The organism is Mesorhizobium sp. M8A.F.Ca.ET.165.01.1.1 (genome assembly GCF_004792065.1).
In the GTDB taxonomy this organism is placed as follows: domain Bacteria; phylum Pseudomonadota; class Alphaproteobacteria; order Rhizobiales; family Rhizobiaceae; genus Mesorhizobium.
Map to the genome: position 1 here is coordinate 646,151 of NZ_SRTH01000003.1, position 14,546 is coordinate 660,696.

Here is a 14,546-nt window from a genome sequence, read left to right on the forward strand (position 1 = left end):
TGAATTCCCATCTTTCGCGGAAGGCTTCGTGCAGCCGGCTACACCTTGTCGACCATGTCGCCGGAAAGGTGACGATTGGCAGATTCGGACAGCACAGCGGACCTCCCATTGTCGACTGTTCCGCAGGCAGGATCGCACCAGTCGAAATTTGTTTCAAGCCTAAAATGTTTTTGCCGGAGCATTGACGCATGACATGGCGGCGGCCATTGCTAGTGCAGAAACGATGCCGCTTCGGGGGAGGGTGCCGATGCCAGACCATCGCATTGCCGACTGGGACAATGCCTACGCCAACGGCGCCAATATCGCCGGCAGTGACCGTTGGCCGGCCGCATGGGCGGAACCCGCGCAGGCGTTCCGCGATGCGCTATCGGCACAGGGCCGGGCACGTATCGACATTGCCTATGGCGATCGTCCGCGCAACCGCTTCGACCTCTTTCTGCCCAAGGCCGCGCCGAGGGGCCTAGTGGTGTTCATCCATGGGGGCTATTGGATGGAGACCGACAAGAGCTTGTGGTCGCACCTCGCCGGCGGCGCGGTCGACAGCGGTTTTGCCCTGGCTATGCCGTCCTACACGCAGTGCCCGGACATACGCATCGCCGGCATCGTCACCGAAATCGGGGGGGCTATCAGCAGGGCCGCGGCAATGGTCGACGGGCCATTGATTCTGACCGGACATTCGGCCGGTGGACATCTCGCCAGCCGCATGGTGACCGTGACCACGCCTTTGGCTGCTGATGTCGCGCGGCGCATACGCCATGTCGTTTCGATTTCAGGCTTGCATGATTTGCGCCCGCTGATGCGCACGGACATGAACGCGACGCTGAAAATCGATGAGCATGAGGCGCAGATGGAAAGCCCGGCACTCCTGCGCCCCCTGGATGGTGTCCGTATCACCTGCTGGGCCGGCGGCGGGGAGCGTTCCGAGTTCTTGCGCCAGAATGCGTTGCTGGCCAACATCTGGACCGGACTTGGCGCAATTACCAACGCCGTGGTCGAACCGGATCGGCATCATTACGATGTTGTCGATGGCCTTGCCGATCCAGCGCACGCCTTGACGCGGACTTTGATCTCGGAATAGCCGAGATTATTTTTGTCCTGTTATCAGCTATTTATGAGATAATTCTTCAACGCAACATCAGAACGCTGCAAGGGTCTCCGGCAACAGATGCGGGAGCAAAAGGCGCGCGCACGACCAATCCGTTGGCATCGGCAAGCATCCTCAGCATTGAAGAATCCTGGATGCCGAACGGCGTCGCCACCAACCCGCTGCCGTCTTCCCGGACCACCGCCCGCACATAATCCTGGCGCAGATCGTTGGCCGCCATTGCGGCGCCCAGCCGCGCCTGGCGGATATCCTGACGATGATCGCGACCGCCGAGCCTTGCCAGAAGCGGCTTCAGGAACAATTGCGAGCAGACCAGGCTTGCCACCGGATTGCCGGGCAGGCCGATGCATCTGACATCGCCGAGGCGCCCGAACATCAGCGGCTTGCCAGGACGCATGGCGATCTTCCAGAAGCCGAGGGTCATGCCTTCGCTGGTCAGCACGTCATGGGTAAGGTCATGGTCGCCCACCGAGGCACCGCCCAGCGTGACGATAACATCGGCGCCGGCGGCCACCGCTTTCCTGACCAGGGCGGCGATGGCGTCCTTGCGGTCGGCGGCGATTCCGAGATCGAGCGCGCGGGCACCGACCGACTGTGCTGCCGCGGCGACGCCATAAGCGTTGGACGAGATGATCTGGTCCGGCCCGAGTTCGCTGCCGGGCTGCAACAGTTCGTCACCGGTGGCGATGATGGCGACCAACGGCCGTTTCACCACGCTCACTCGGGGGTGGTTGGCCGATGCCGCCAGCGACAGTGCAGCCGGGTCGAGCAAACGCCCCTTCTCCAGCAGCACGTCGCCCTTGGAAAAATCGAGGCCGACGCGGCGGATGTTGCGCCACTCGGCGGTGGGCTCGAACACTTCGATGTTGCCACCGCCGAGATCCCTGACATTCTCCTGGATGACGATGGTATCGGCACCATGAGGCAGCGGTGCGCCGGTGAAGATGCGCACGGCTTGTCCTTGGCCGACCGCGCCGTCAAAGCCACGCCCGGCCGGCGCTATCCCGATCACCGAGAGTTTCGACGGCACCGACGCCACGTCGGCGACTCGCACCGCATAGCCGTCCATGGCAGAAGCGTTGAAGGGCGGCTGGGTGCGAAGCGCCACCACCGCTTCGGCCAGCACACGATCGACAGCCTCGATGAGGGGGACGCTTTCGCCGGCCAGCGGCACGGCGCCGTCGAGGAGGCGTTCGAGCGCCTCGGCGACCGGAACCAGCACCATCAGGCACCTGCCTTGTAGTCGCCGGACTTGCCGCCGGTCTTTTCGGCCAGCCGGATACCGGAGATGACCATGGCGCGGTCCACCGCCTTGGCCATGTCGTAGATGGTCAGGCAGGCCACGGACGCGGCGGTCAATGCTTCCATCTCGACGCCGGTCTTGCCGGTAACGCGCGCCAGCGCCGTGACTCTGAGGCCGGGCAGAGCATGGTCTGGCTCGATGTCGACGGAAACCTTGGTCAGCAGCAGAGGGTGGCAGAGCGGGATCAACTCATGCGTCTTCTTGGCCGCCATGATGCCGGCGATGCGCGCGGTGCCAAGCACGTCACCTTTCCTGGCGTTGCCGGCGAGAATGGTCTTCAATGTCTCGGGCTGCATGGAGACGAAGCCTTCGGCGATCGCGGTGCGCGTCGTCTCTTCCTTGTCGCCGACATCGACCATGTTGGCCTCGCCCTGCGCGCCAAGGTGCGTGAGGTTGGCCACGATCAGATCGCCTCGGCTACTGCCTTGCCCGTCAGGAGCAAGCGCGTCGCGGCGGCGACGTCCTGTTGCCGCATCAGACTTTCGCCGACGAGAAAGGTGCCGATGCCGCTCTTTTGCATCCTGAGACAATCGTCATGGGTGAAGATGCCGCTCTCGCTGACCAGCAGGCGATCGGCAGGTACCATGGCCGCCAGCCGCTCGGAGGTCTCAAGGCTGGTCTCGAACGTTCTCAGATTGCGGTTATTGATGCCGATCAGCCGCGACGACAATTTCAACGCGCGCTCCGTCTCGGCCTCGTCGTGGACCTCGATCAGCGCATCCATGCCGAGTTCGAACGCGGTCGTTTCCAGCTCATGCGCCAAGTCGTCGTCAACACTGGCCATGATGATCAGGATAGCGTCCGCGCCCCAGGCGCGAGCTTCATGGACCTGGTAGGAATCGAACAGGAAATCCTTGCGTAGCGCGGGCAGGGCGACGGCTGCCCTTGCCCTGGTGAGGAATTCCGGCGCCCCCTGAAAGGACGGCTCGTCCGTCAGTACGGAAAGGCAGGCGGCGCCGCCTTTCTCATAGGCCTTCGCCAATGCCGGCGGATCGAAGTCCGCACGGATCAGCCCTTTGGAGGGACTTGCCTTCTTGATTTCGGCGATCAGGGCGAAATCGCCGGATTTGCGTTTCGCGTCGAGCGCCGCGAGAAAGCCGCGCGGTGCGTCGGCGTCTTTTGCGTGCGCCTTGATCTCTGCCAGCGGTACGCGTGCCTTGGCGGCGGCTATCTCGTCGCGCTTGTAGGCTTCGATCTTGCGCAGAATGTCAGACACGGTTCACCCGTTCGAAATTTCGACCAGCCGGTCGAGCACCTGCAGCGCCCGGCCGCTGTCGATCGCCTGCGCGGCGATGGCGATGCCGTCACCCAGCGTCGTCGCCTTGCCCGCAATCACCAGTCCGGCGCCGGCGTTCATCAACACTGTGTCGCGGTAGGCGCCGGCGGCGCCGCCCAGCATGTCGCGCAAAGCTTTGGCATTGTAGGCGGCGTCACCACCGCGCAGCTCGTCCTTGGTATGGCGCTTCAGTCCAACCTCTTCAGGGGTCAGCGTAAAGCTGCGTATCTCGCCGCCAACCAGTTCGGCAACCTGCGTCTGCCCGGTGGTGGTGATCTCGTCATAGCCGTCGCCATGGGCGACCCAGGCGTGCTCGGTGCCGAGCGCCTTCAGCGTCTCGGCCACCGGCATGATCCATTCCGGCAGGAACACGCCGACCATCTGCCGCTTCACCCCCGCCGGATTGGACAGGGGACCGAGCAGGTTGAAGATGGTGCGGGTGCCGAGCTCGACGCGTGTGGGGCCGACATGTTTCATCGCCGGATGGTGTGCGGGGGCGAACATGAAGCCGACGCCTGCCTCACGAATGCAACGGCCGATGAACTCGGGCGAGAGGTCGATCTTGACGCCGAGCGCGATCAGGACATCGGCCGCACCGGTCAGCGAGGACAGGCCGCGATTGCCGTGCTTGGCGACCGGCACGCCACTGGCCGCAATGACGAAGGCTGATCCTGTCGAGATGTTGACCGAGTGCGAATTATCGCCGCCGGTGCCGACGATGTCGATGGCGCCGTCAGGGGCATCGACGCGCAGCATCTTGGCACGCATCGTGGCGACAGCGCCTGAAATCTCGCTGACCGTCTCGCCGCGCACGCGCAGCGCCATCAGGAAGCCGCCGATCTGCCCTGGGGTCGCATCGCCCGACATGATGATGTCGAAGGCCTCGCACGCCTCCTCGAAGGACAGGGCGGTGCCGGTCGCGACCTTGGCGATATGGGTTTTCAGCGCGCTCATCTTGTCGAGGCTTGGGCAACGGCGGCCTGGTCGATGCGGACATCGTATTGCGTCTGCAACTGCGCCACCAATTGGTCGAGCAGGTCGTCGGACATGCCGGAGGTGAATGATTTCTGCGCGTCGTCCGGCACCGAGCTGGCGTCGGCGCCTGCCGGTTCGAACACTTCGGCGACCTTGAACAGGATCTGGCCGTCGCCCGTGGGCGAGGGGATCAAGCCGGTGCCGCCTTCGCCGACGCCGAACATCACGGCGGCGCCCTCCTTGCCGAAATCGGCATCATCGGCTTCGCGCTTCAGGCCGCGCTTGGTCTGCTTTTCCAGCTTGAGTTCACTGGCGATGACATCGAGCGTGGCGCCGGCCTTGAGCCGCTTCTCGAGTTCGTCCGCCTTGGCGGCGAGCCGCTTGGTGGTCTCGGCAGCCGTCCAGTCGGCGACCACCCTCTGGCGCACCTCATCAAGAGTGCGGTCGCGAGCCGGTGTGATCGAACCAACCTCATAGAAGACGAAGCCGTTGTCCGCCGTGGTCAGCGCTTCGTTTTCGGTGTTGGGTTCGGCATCAAAGACGGCCTTGATCAGCGACGGCGATTCCGGCAGGTCCTTGACGATGGTGCCATCGGGCCTCAGGCCATTGCGATCGATGGCGTCGATGGTGATGTCCTTGAGCTTCAATTTGGCGGCCGCGTCGGCCAGCGAACTGCCCGATGCACGGGTGTCCTCATAATTGTCGTGCACATCCAAAAGGATGCGGCTTGCCTCACCCAGCGCCAGGTCCTTGCGGATCTGGTCGGACACTTCGGCAAGCGGCTTCACCACCTCGGGCTTGATCTCGGTCACGCGCAGCAGCACTGGACCGAAGGTGCCCTGAACGACCTGGCTGACTTCATTGGCGTTGAGCGCGAAGGCGGCATCGGCAACCGCCTTGTCGGCGATCTTGTCCTTGGCGAGCGTGCCAAGCAGGATATCGGCCGGGGTCTTGCCTTCGGCGGTCACCAGCTTGTCGAAGGTGGCACCGGCCTTGAGCGAATCGAGCGCTGCCTTCGCGGCATCCGGCGTCTTGAACACAAGCTGCTCGATGGTGCGCATTTCCGGTGTGGTGTAGCGCGCCTTGTTCTTGTTGTAGTCGTCACTGACCTGCTGGTCGGTGACCGCGGTCGTATCCATGATGTCCACCGGTTCCAGGCGGACATAGGAGAATTTGCGGTACTCAGGTGCGGCGTAGGTTTTCTTGTTCGCCTCGAAATAAGCCTGGAGCACGCTGTCGCTCGGCGCCTCGATCGGCTCGACCAGCGTCTTTGGCAATGTCAGATAGTCGACGGTGCGGTCTTCGCCGCGGTAGAGCGCGACCGCCTTGAAGAACGTGTCCGGGGCTTTGAGGCCGTCCGAGACAGCCTCGACGATCTGCTGGCGCACCGCCACCTGGGCGCGGTTCTTCAGGTAATCCTCGGGCCGCATGCCGACCTCGTGCAGCATGTAGTCGAATGTCCGCCGGTCGAACTGACCGCCAGGGCCCTTGAACGCCGGATCTTCGCGGGTGAGTTCAGCCAGCCGGTCCTTGGAGAGGCCGAGGCCCAGCTTGCGTGCCTGTTCGTCGAGAACGGCGCCGGAGACGAGTTGCGCCAGCACCTGATTGTCGATGCCGAGCGCCTTTGCCTGTTCATGAGTGAGGCGCTGACCGAACTGCTGCGACATGACGGCGAGCTGGCGGTCATAGGCAAGGCGGTATTCGTTGATCGATACCTTGGTTCCACCAGCGGTTATCACCGAATCGTGGCCCGCAAAGCCGCCCATGAGCTTTCCGGAGATGCCCCAGGCAGCGAAACTGACCACCAGCAGCGAAAGCAGCGTCTTCGCGACCCAGGTACCTGCCGCGCTTCTCAATATACCAAGCATGGTTACTTCCGATTTATGCGCATTTTCGCATGCGCCGAGTCTGAAACAAGCGCAATAGCGCCCTTCCGGTCCACTGTCGATTGCTTTGTGGCCTGATTTTGGTAGTGAGGGCCAGAGCCTGATATCGCCCGGAGAAGCACACCATGACGCCAGGAATTCGCCCGCTTGTCGCCGGCAACTGGAAAATGAACGGCACCAGCGCCTCGCTGAACGAACTCAGGATGATCGGCAACGGTTTCATGAGCGGGCTCGACGCCGAGACCGAAGCACTGGTCTGTGTTCCCGCGACGCTGCTTTCCCATGCGGCGGAGATCCTGTCGCGCACGCCTGTCCATGCTGGCGGTGAGGACTGCCACCCCAAGGAAAGCGGCGCCTATACCGGCTGCATCTCGGCGGAGATGCTGAAGGACGCGGGCGCGAGCCATGTCATTGTCGGTCACTCCGAATGCCGCGAACAACGCGGCGAGGACGATGCGACGGTCCAGGCCAAGGCCACCGCGGCCTGGCGTGCCGGACTGGTGGCCATCGTATGCATCGGCGAGACGCAGCAGCAGCGTGAAGCCGGCGCCACGCTGGAGGTGCTTTCGCGCCAGGTTGAAGGCTCGGTGCCGCCGAGCGCCACGCCGTCCAATACCATTATCGCCTACGAGCCGGTGTGGGCGATCGGCACCGGCCTGACGCCAACGGCGGCCGATGTGGCCGAGGCGCATGCGCATATCCGCGAAAAGCTGTCGGAAAAGCTGGGGACCGCCGCTGCCAGGATGCGCATTCTCTATGGCGGCTCGGTCAAGCCGTCCAACGCGGTCGAACTGCTGGGCGTCAGGAACGTCGATGGCGCGCTGGTCGGCGGCGCCAGCCTGAAAGCGGCTGATTTCCTGGGTATCGCCGAAGCCTATCGCAGCATTGCAGGCTGAGATCCACGACGATGGGCGGGTCCCATCTCGTCCAAATTCGTTGCAAAGGGCACGTTGCTTCCCATATTCCGGCCACGGGCTTGGAAATGCCGTGAAAGCATTGTATTGAGCCGCCTCCAATTCACCGGTCGTGTCCGCGGCCGGGCAAGGCCTTGCCAGGATAAACTATGCAAACCGTACTGATCGTCATCCATCTCATGGTCGTGCTCGCCCTTGTCGGCGTGGTGCTGCTGCAGCGTTCCGAAGGCGGCGGCCTCGGCATTGGTGGCGGGTCGGGCTTCATGACGGCGCGCGGCGCGGCCAACGCGTTGACCCGGGCGACGGCGATCCTGGCGGCAGCGTTCTTCGTGACGTCGCTGACCTTGTCGATCATTGCCCGCTACGGCGAGAAGCCGATCGACATTCTCGACCGGGTTCCCGTGACCTCGGACGGCGCCGGCAAGGGCGTGCTCAACCAACTGCCTGGCACCACCACCCCGGCTCCCGCCGGCACCACCACGCCGACGCCGCCATCCGGAAACGACGCCGCGGCAAAGCCTCCGGCAACGGCCCCGGCCACTGCCCCCGCCGCAGGCTCAACGCCGCCGGCCACCAATGGAACCACCAACACAGCGCCGGCGGCGCCCCAGGTTCCGAACCAGTAAACCTCGACATTTCCAAACCGCGATCTGTGATCGTTTGAACACAGTCGCGGCAAATGCTGCGCGATCACGAAGATTCGACGGGCAGCAGTGCGGTCTCGCGCTTGAGGCATCCGCGCTTATTCGACTATAGATTGCACGCGGCATTTTCGGCGTCCTTGGGGGACGCCGGGCGACGCCGTGGGCAACAAGCATTGAACGATCGGATCTTCGCCATGCAGCTTCGCAGCTTCATTTTCCTGGGACTTTGCGCCGCAATCGGCATGAGTTCCCCGGCCTTCGCCGCCATGCCGGCAAACATGGCCGCACAACAGCCGGTGTCGCTTGAGAAAACCGACGCCATCCCCGTCGCGGCCAAAAGCGATGCGGCGCAGTTGAAGCTTCTCAAGAAGAAGAAAAACCCGACGCCGGACGATCTTGCCCAGATCAAGAAGATCGAGGCCAAGATCGTTGCCGACAAGGAGAACGCCAAGGCCAAGGCGCTCGAGGCCAGGAAGCTGGCGATGCGCGAAGCGGCGAAAGCCAGGGCCGATGCCGCACGGCAGGCCTTCCTGGCCCAGAAGGGCAAAAGCGCTCCGGCGGCTGAAGTGGCCGAGGCCAACACAGCCAAGAAGACCACTAAGATCATCGAACCGATTGAACCCGTCACGCCGATCCAATCGGCTGAGCCTATCCCGGCCGAAGCGATGAATGTCGCTTTGACCGGCAACAATGGCGAACTGCGCAGCGAGGTCGTCGGCGGCCAGAAGCAGTCGAGTGGCGGCCTGTTCGCCGGCCTGTTCGGTGGAACTTCATCGGGCTCATCGATCAGCTATCTGCCCGAAACCCGCGCGCTCGATTCGGCACTTGCCCAGAGAAACGCCAAGAAGCCGTTCAAGGTGAAGCCGGAATTCGTGCCTCAGGACGTGGAATTTACGGGCTATGATGCCGGCACGATCGTCATCGACACCAGCGCTCGCCGGCTCTATCTCGTCGAATCGTCCACGACCGCGCGTCGCTATGCCATCGCGGTCGGCCGCGAAGGCCTGCAGTTCAAGGGCACGGTCGCGGTCGGCGACAAGCAGGAATGGCCGCGCTGGATCCCGACACTCGACATGCAGAAGCGCGAGCCAAAGCACTACGGCCAGTACAAGGACGGCATGGCCGGCGGCGGACAGAACCCGCTCGGTGCCCGCGCCATTTATCTCTATGACGGCAAGAAGGACACGCATCTGCGTATTCACGGCACCATCGCGCCGCAGTCTATCGGCACCAGCGCCTCCAATGGCTGCTTCCGTATGATGAACGAGCACGTCATGGATCTCTACAGCCGCGTCCGGGTCGGCACCAAGGTCGTCATCATCTGACGTTTCCATCATCATGCCGAAAGGGCCGGCTCAGCCGGCCCTTTTGTTTTGCTTGGAGCGGTTCAACGTTTGATAGAATCGCCGACCTGCTCTAAGTCTTTGTTTTTACGCCAATTCCGGACGGAAGGTCTCGATCAAAACCCGTTTTGGTCGGGATCCTGTCCAAAAAACCGGATTCCATTTTAGGGATCATGGTCCGAGCGCCTTCTTGGGAAAAAGCCTTCGCGGCGGTTTTTTCTCTGGCGGAATCAATCCGGCCGCGTTAAGCGATGAATCCCATGGCGCGATATGTATTCATCACAGGCGGCGTGGTTTCCTCACTTGGAAAAGGCATTGCCGCAGCGGCCCTTGGGGCTCTCCTGCAGGCGCGAGGCTATCGCGCTCGCATCAAAAAACTCGATCCCTACCTCAATGTCGACCCCGGCACGATGTCGCCGTACCAGCATGGCGAGGTGTTCGTCACCGATGACGGTGCCGAAACCGATCTCGATCTTGGTCATTACGAGCGCTTCACCGGCCGTTCCGCCAATCAGCAGGACAACATCACGACCGGGCGTATCTATAAGAACATCATCGAGCGCGAGCGGCGTGGCGACTATCTCGGCGCGACCGTGCAGGTCATCCCGCACGTTACCGACGAGATCAAGAACTTCGTCCTCGACGGCAATGACGACTATGATTTCGTGCTGTGCGAGATCGGCGGCACGGTCGGCGACATCGAGGCGATGCCGTTTCTCGAGGCAATCCGCCAGCTCGGCAACGATCTGCCGCGCAACAATGCCGTCTACGTGCATCTGACCTTGATGCCCTATATCCCGACAGCAGGTGAGCTGAAGACCAAGCCGACCCAGCATTCGGTCAAGGAATTGCGCGGCATTGGCATTGCGCCCGACATACTTCTGGTGCGCGCCGACCGCGCCATTCCCAAGGAAGAGCGCCGCAAGCTGTCGCTGTTCTGCAATGTCCGGGAGAGCGCCGTCATCCAGGCGCTCGACGTGCCGCACATCTACGACGTGCCTATGGCCTACCACAAGGAAGGTCTCGATTCGGAAGTGCTGGCCGCCTTCGGCATCGACCCGGCGCCCAAGCCGCGGATGGAACCGTGGCAGGCTGTCTCCAACCGCATCCACAATCCGGAGGGCGAGGTCACCATCGCCATCGTCGGCAAGTATACCGGCCTCAAGGATGCCTACAAGTCGCTGATCGAGGCGCTCTCGCATGGCGGGTTGGCCAACCACGTCAAGGTCAAGCTCGACTGGATCGAATCGGAAATCTTCGAAAAGGAAGACCCGGCGCCTTGGCTTGAGAAGGTGCACGGTATCCTGGTGCCCGGCGGCTTCGGCGAACGCGGCTCGGAGGGCAAGATCCTGGCGGCGAAATTCGCGCGTGAGCGCAAGGTGCCATATTTCGGCATCTGCTTCGGCATGCAGATGGCCTGCATCGAGGCGGCGCGATCCCTGGCCGGCGTCGAACATGCCTCCTCGACCGAGTTCGGCCCGACCAAGGAACCGGTCGTCGGTTTGATGACCGAATGGCTGAAGGGCAACATGTTGGAAAAGCGCCGGGCGACCGGCGATCTCGGCGGCACCATGCGGCTCGGCGCCTATCAGGCCGAACTCGCCAAGGGCTCGAAGATCGCCGACATCTATGGCGACACCCAGATTTCCGAACGTCACCGGCACCGCTACGAGGTCAATATCGACTACAAGCAGCGCCTTGAGGATTGCGGGCTGGTCTTTGCCGGCATGTCGCCTGACGGCGTGTTGCCTGAGACGGTCGAGTATCCCGACCATCCCTGGTTCATCGGCGTCCAGTATCACCCCGAGCTGAAGAGCCGGCCGCTCGATCCGCATCCGCTGTTCGCCAGCTTCATCGAGGCGGCGGTGGAGCAGAGCCGGCTGGTCTGACTGATTCCATGCGGACCTATGTCGCGCTCCTCTACAGCATCATCCTGGGAGAGGGGCGGCGGGTCGTCATGTCCGACCTCAAGGCGATGGCGGAAGGCATCGGCCTAAAGAATGTCCGCACCTTGGTGGCGACCGGCAACCTGGTCTTCGAGAGTGAAAAGATTTCGGTCGCCACGCTTGAGACGCGCTTGGAAGTCGCCTTCGAAAAGGCCTTTGGCCGCCACGTCGACATCATTGTCCGCAGCGCCGAGGATTGGCTGAGACTCGCAACCAGCAATCCATTCCCGGCTGACTCGGTTGAAGCCGGCGACCAGGTCGCCGTGCGTGTAATGCGCAAACCCGTGGCCGAAGATGCCATATCGGGTCTTCAGACCCGTGCCGCCGGGGACGAAAAGGTGCTTCTGGTCGGTGGCGACATATGGCTTGTGTTTTCGCGCGAGAGGCCAAGCTCGCGCCTGCTTGCGGCCGCCAATCACAGGCGCCTCGGCATTGGCACCTCGCGCAACTGGAATACTGTGCGCAAGCTGGCCGAGATGGTTAGGCAGTAGGCAGTAGGCAGTAGTTCCCTAGGCCCTACCGCCCACTGCCTAAGGCCTGCTTCAAGCCTTCGCTGTCTTGGCGCCTGCGCCCACGGCCGCGGTGCGCAGCACGTAGTAGATGACGCCGGCGATCGCCACGCCGAAGAACCAGCCATAGACGCCCCACCAGGACGGCAGCCAGTTGGTGAAGTTCGGCAGAATCGAGGAGAAGACGGCGCCGATCCCGGCGGCGATGAAGGCATTGACGTGCCAGCCGCCCTGGAAGCGGAATTCGCCGTCCTCGCGGTAGAGTGCCTCGACGTCGACCTCGCCCTTCCGGATCAGGTAGTAATCGACCATCATGACGCCGAAGATCGGTCCCATCGTCGCGCCGATGATGTTGACGAAGGAGGCGGCGCTGCCTTCCCACGGCGCGAAGGGATAGAGTACGAGCGCGATCAGCGCGGCGATGTAGCCACCCTTCTTGAAGTCGATCTGACGCGGGAAGACGTTGGAGAAGTCGAACGCGGGTGAGACGAAGTTGGCCACCACGTTGATACCCAAGGTCGCCACCGCGAAGGTCAAGGCCGCAAGGGCAGCCAGGAACCAGCTGTCGAACTTGGCCGAGATCTGGTCGGGATGCAGCAGCACTTCATGATAGACGTCGTAGGCGGCGATGGTGGTGACGCCGGCGACCAGCGAGAACAGGATGAGGTTGACCGGCAGGCCCCAGATATTGCCCTTGCGCAGCGCTGCCTGATCGGGGGCATAGCGGGCGAAATCGCAGAAATTGAGATAGAGCGCCGAAAAATACGTCACCCAGATCGCCGCCACCGCGAACAGCGACGTCCACGAGCCCGGCGTTCCAGGCACGCCGGCATCCCTGGTCTTCTCCAGAAGCACGTCCATCGGGATGTCGCTGGTGAAGGCGAAGGTTCCGGATTTGACGCACAGATAAATGGCCAGGAGCAGCATCATCACCCAGACGGCGGGTCCTGCCCAATCCTGGAAGCGGCGCACCGTTTCCATGCCTTTCTGGATAATCAGCAGTTGCAGGGCCCATATGATCACGAAGCAGATCACCTCCAGGCCGGAATGGCCGAGGAAATGGGTGTTGGCGTTGAAATCGGCGAACCATTGCGAGCGGATGAGCAATGCGACGATGGCGCCGGAGGCGGCGGCGGTCTGCGCGCCGTACCAGAAGCAGGCGACGATGGCGCGCACCAGTGCCGGAATGTTGGCGCCCCAGATGCCGAAGGAGGCTCGGGCCAGCACGGGGTAGGGCACACCGGTCTTCACACCGGCATAGCCGACCATGTTCATCAATGCGTAGATGATCAGCGAGCCGATGCCGATGGCGATGATGAAATTGACGAAGCCGCCGCAGAACAGAAACAGGCTGGCGGCGAGATAGTAGCCCCACAGGCTATGGACGTCCGATGTCCAGACATTGAAGATCGAGAACGGTCCCCAGTTTCGAACCTTGGCGGGAGCGAGGTCTTCATTATACAGGTCAGGCGATGCGCCTTGTATCGTCATTGCAATATCCCCTTCTTGCAGCACGCGCCTCACGCGTTGACCGCAGAGGTTACGCCTGACGCAGGGGAACCGACAAGCAACCGATTTGCCGGCTTTGACCTTAAAGATATTCAATGCGAACCGCGATTATCGGCGGGCGTTGATGGTGAACCGCTTTTGAAAAGCGCCCTGTCTGTTGATTCGAATTTTCGATCCACGGCGCCAGACTGGATGAACCCGTCTTCCCAACTTCTGACGCAAGAGCGGCAGCCTAGGCGATGGCCATCATCCGCTTGTGGTCCTCGACTTCGGAAAGCAGCCAATCCTGAAACAGGCCGGTACCCGGCTTGTTGCCGATACTGCGGCGCTGATGCAGGTAGATGCCGGCCGGATAGGTATGGCGGGCGCTGAATGGGGCGACCAGCTTGCCTTGCTGAAGCAAATCCTGCGCCATCATCGTGTCGGCAAGCGCTATTCCAGCGCCATTGATGGCCTCGCGCATGATCAGCGTGCAGTCATCCAGCGTCGTGCTGGATTTCGGCGTGGTGTCCAAAACGCCTTCCTGCTCCAGCCAGCGCTTCCATCGCATGGTCTCGCATTCGTGGATCAGGTGGTGATTAACCAGATCGGCCGGCGACAGCAGTGGCATCGGCCCTTCAAGCAACGAGGGTGCACAGACCGGCGTCAGAACCAGCGGGATCAGCAGCGTCAGCGCCGGGCCGGCCTTGTAGACGAACTCGTCGACAATGGCCAAATCGAAATTGGCCCGCTTGCCCGATGTCGAGATCTCCAGATCCACGGTCGGATGCTGCCGGCGAAAATTCGGCAACCGGTCCGCCAGCCAAAGGTTCAGGACAGCGGGCACGCACAGGACCCGGACACGCTGGGTCCTGCCGCGGCTCAGGCCGTCGGCGAGACTGACATCGTCGGTGGCGCGCCAGATGGCCTCGAACGCCTCGGAGAGGCTGCGCGCATAGTATGAACCCCGGATGGTCGGCGTTATCTGGCGAAAGCCGCGCTCGAACAGGTCCTGACCGAGATTGCGTTCGAGTGCTCGGATGTGGCGGCTGATCGCCGAGGGCGTCAAATGCAGCTCCTCCGCCGCATCCTTGATGCTGCCGAGACGTGCTGCGGCCTCGAAAGCGCGCATGCCGTTGAGTGAGGGTAGGGCCATT

At 62.6% G+C, this 14,546-nt stretch carries 13 protein-coding genes; 6 read left to right on the plus strand and 7 right to left on the minus strand.

Annotated features, from left to right (window positions below; translation table 11 throughout):
* Positions 1 to 247 precede the first annotated feature (247 nt).
* On the plus strand, positions 248 to 1,078 hold the full coding sequence (locus EN808_RS12435; RefSeq protein WP_135915914.1) for an alpha/beta hydrolase: 831 nt from the start codon (positions 248 to 250) through the stop codon (positions 1,076 to 1,078).
* Between the two features lie 46 nt (positions 1,079 to 1,124).
* Here the strand turns inward: EN808_RS12435 and glp are convergent, their stop codons facing one another.
* The 5 genes from glp to EN808_RS12460 are packed head-to-tail and all read right to left on the minus strand — an operon-like array spanning position 1,125 to position 6,527.
* Positions 1,125 to 2,330: a gephyrin-like molybdotransferase Glp gene (glp, locus tag EN808_RS12440; protein ID WP_135915915.1), complete on the minus strand. Its 1,206-nt coding sequence runs from the start codon at positions 2,328 to 2,330 to the stop codon at positions 1,125 to 1,127.
* On the minus strand, positions 2,330 to 2,812 hold the full coding sequence (gene moaC, locus EN808_RS12445) for a cyclic pyranopterin monophosphate synthase MoaC (RefSeq protein WP_135916029.1): 483 nt from the start codon (positions 2,810 to 2,812) through the stop codon (positions 2,330 to 2,332). The genes glp and moaC overlap by 1 nt, the downstream gene beginning before the upstream one ends.
* Positions 2,812 to 3,624: an indole-3-glycerol phosphate synthase TrpC gene (gene trpC, locus EN808_RS12450; RefSeq protein ID WP_127872479.1), complete on the minus strand. Its 813-nt coding sequence runs from the start codon at positions 3,622 to 3,624 to the stop codon at positions 2,812 to 2,814. Before trpC ends, moaC begins: the two co-directional genes overlap by 1 nt.
* A 3-nt stretch (positions 3,625 to 3,627) precedes the next feature.
* Positions 3,628 to 4,638, minus strand: a complete 1,011-nt coding sequence (gene trpD / locus EN808_RS12455; protein ID WP_127872478.1) for an anthranilate phosphoribosyltransferase — start codon at positions 4,636 to 4,638, stop codon at positions 3,628 to 3,630.
* Positions 4,635 to 6,527 (minus strand): peptidyl-prolyl cis-trans isomerase, encoded by a 1,893-nt coding sequence (locus EN808_RS12460; protein ID WP_135864631.1) that lies wholly within the window; start codon positions 6,525 to 6,527, stop codon positions 4,635 to 4,637. Before EN808_RS12460 ends, trpD begins: the two co-directional genes overlap by 4 nt.
* A 143-nt stretch (positions 6,528 to 6,670) precedes the next feature.
* On the opposite strand from EN808_RS12460, the gene tpiA reads away from it, so the two are divergent.
* The 5 genes from tpiA to EN808_RS12485 all read left to right on the plus strand — a co-directional run bounded on the left by tpiA (position 6,671) and on the right by EN808_RS12485 (position 11,883).
* On the plus strand, positions 6,671 to 7,441 hold the full coding sequence (gene tpiA, locus EN808_RS12465) for a triose-phosphate isomerase (RefSeq protein ID WP_127281035.1): 771 nt from the start codon (positions 6,671 to 6,673) through the stop codon (positions 7,439 to 7,441).
* A gap of 167 nt (positions 7,442 to 7,608) precedes the next feature.
* The gene (secG, locus tag EN808_RS12470; RefSeq protein WP_127280483.1) at positions 7,609 to 8,085 is read left to right on the plus strand and encodes a preprotein translocase subunit SecG; all 477 of its coding nucleotides are present in this window, start codon (positions 7,609 to 7,611) and stop codon (positions 8,083 to 8,085) included.
* A 212-nt stretch (positions 8,086 to 8,297) separates the two neighbouring features.
* A complete protein-coding gene (locus tag EN808_RS12475) occupies positions 8,298 to 9,428 on the plus strand; it encodes a L,D-transpeptidase (protein WP_127280484.1) in 1,131 nt (376 codons plus the stop codon).
* Between the two features lie 269 nt (positions 9,429 to 9,697).
* A complete protein-coding gene (locus EN808_RS12480; protein WP_135915916.1) occupies positions 9,698 to 11,335 on the plus strand; it encodes a CTP synthase in 1,638 nt (545 codons plus the stop codon).
* Between the two features lie 8 nt (positions 11,336 to 11,343).
* Entirely contained in the window at positions 11,344 to 11,883 is a 540-nt protein-coding gene (locus EN808_RS12485; protein WP_135915917.1) for a DUF1697 domain-containing protein, read from the plus strand.
* Positions 11,884 to 11,934: 51 nt separating this feature from the next.
* On the opposite strand, the gene EN808_RS12490 is transcribed toward EN808_RS12485, so the two are convergent.
* Together EN808_RS12490 and EN808_RS12495 are read right to left on the minus strand one after the other, a co-directional pair.
* Positions 11,935 to 13,392 carry an NCS1 family nucleobase:cation symporter-1 gene (locus EN808_RS12490; protein ID WP_127278964.1) on the minus strand — a complete coding sequence of 486 codons (1,458 nt, stop codon included), beginning with the start codon at positions 13,390 to 13,392 and terminating at the stop codon, positions 11,935 to 11,937.
* A gap of 250 nt (positions 13,393 to 13,642) precedes the next feature.
* Entirely contained in the window at positions 13,643 to 14,545 is a 903-nt protein-coding gene (locus EN808_RS12495; protein WP_135915918.1) for a LysR substrate-binding domain-containing protein, read from the minus strand.
* Position 14,546: the final 1 nt, after the last annotated feature.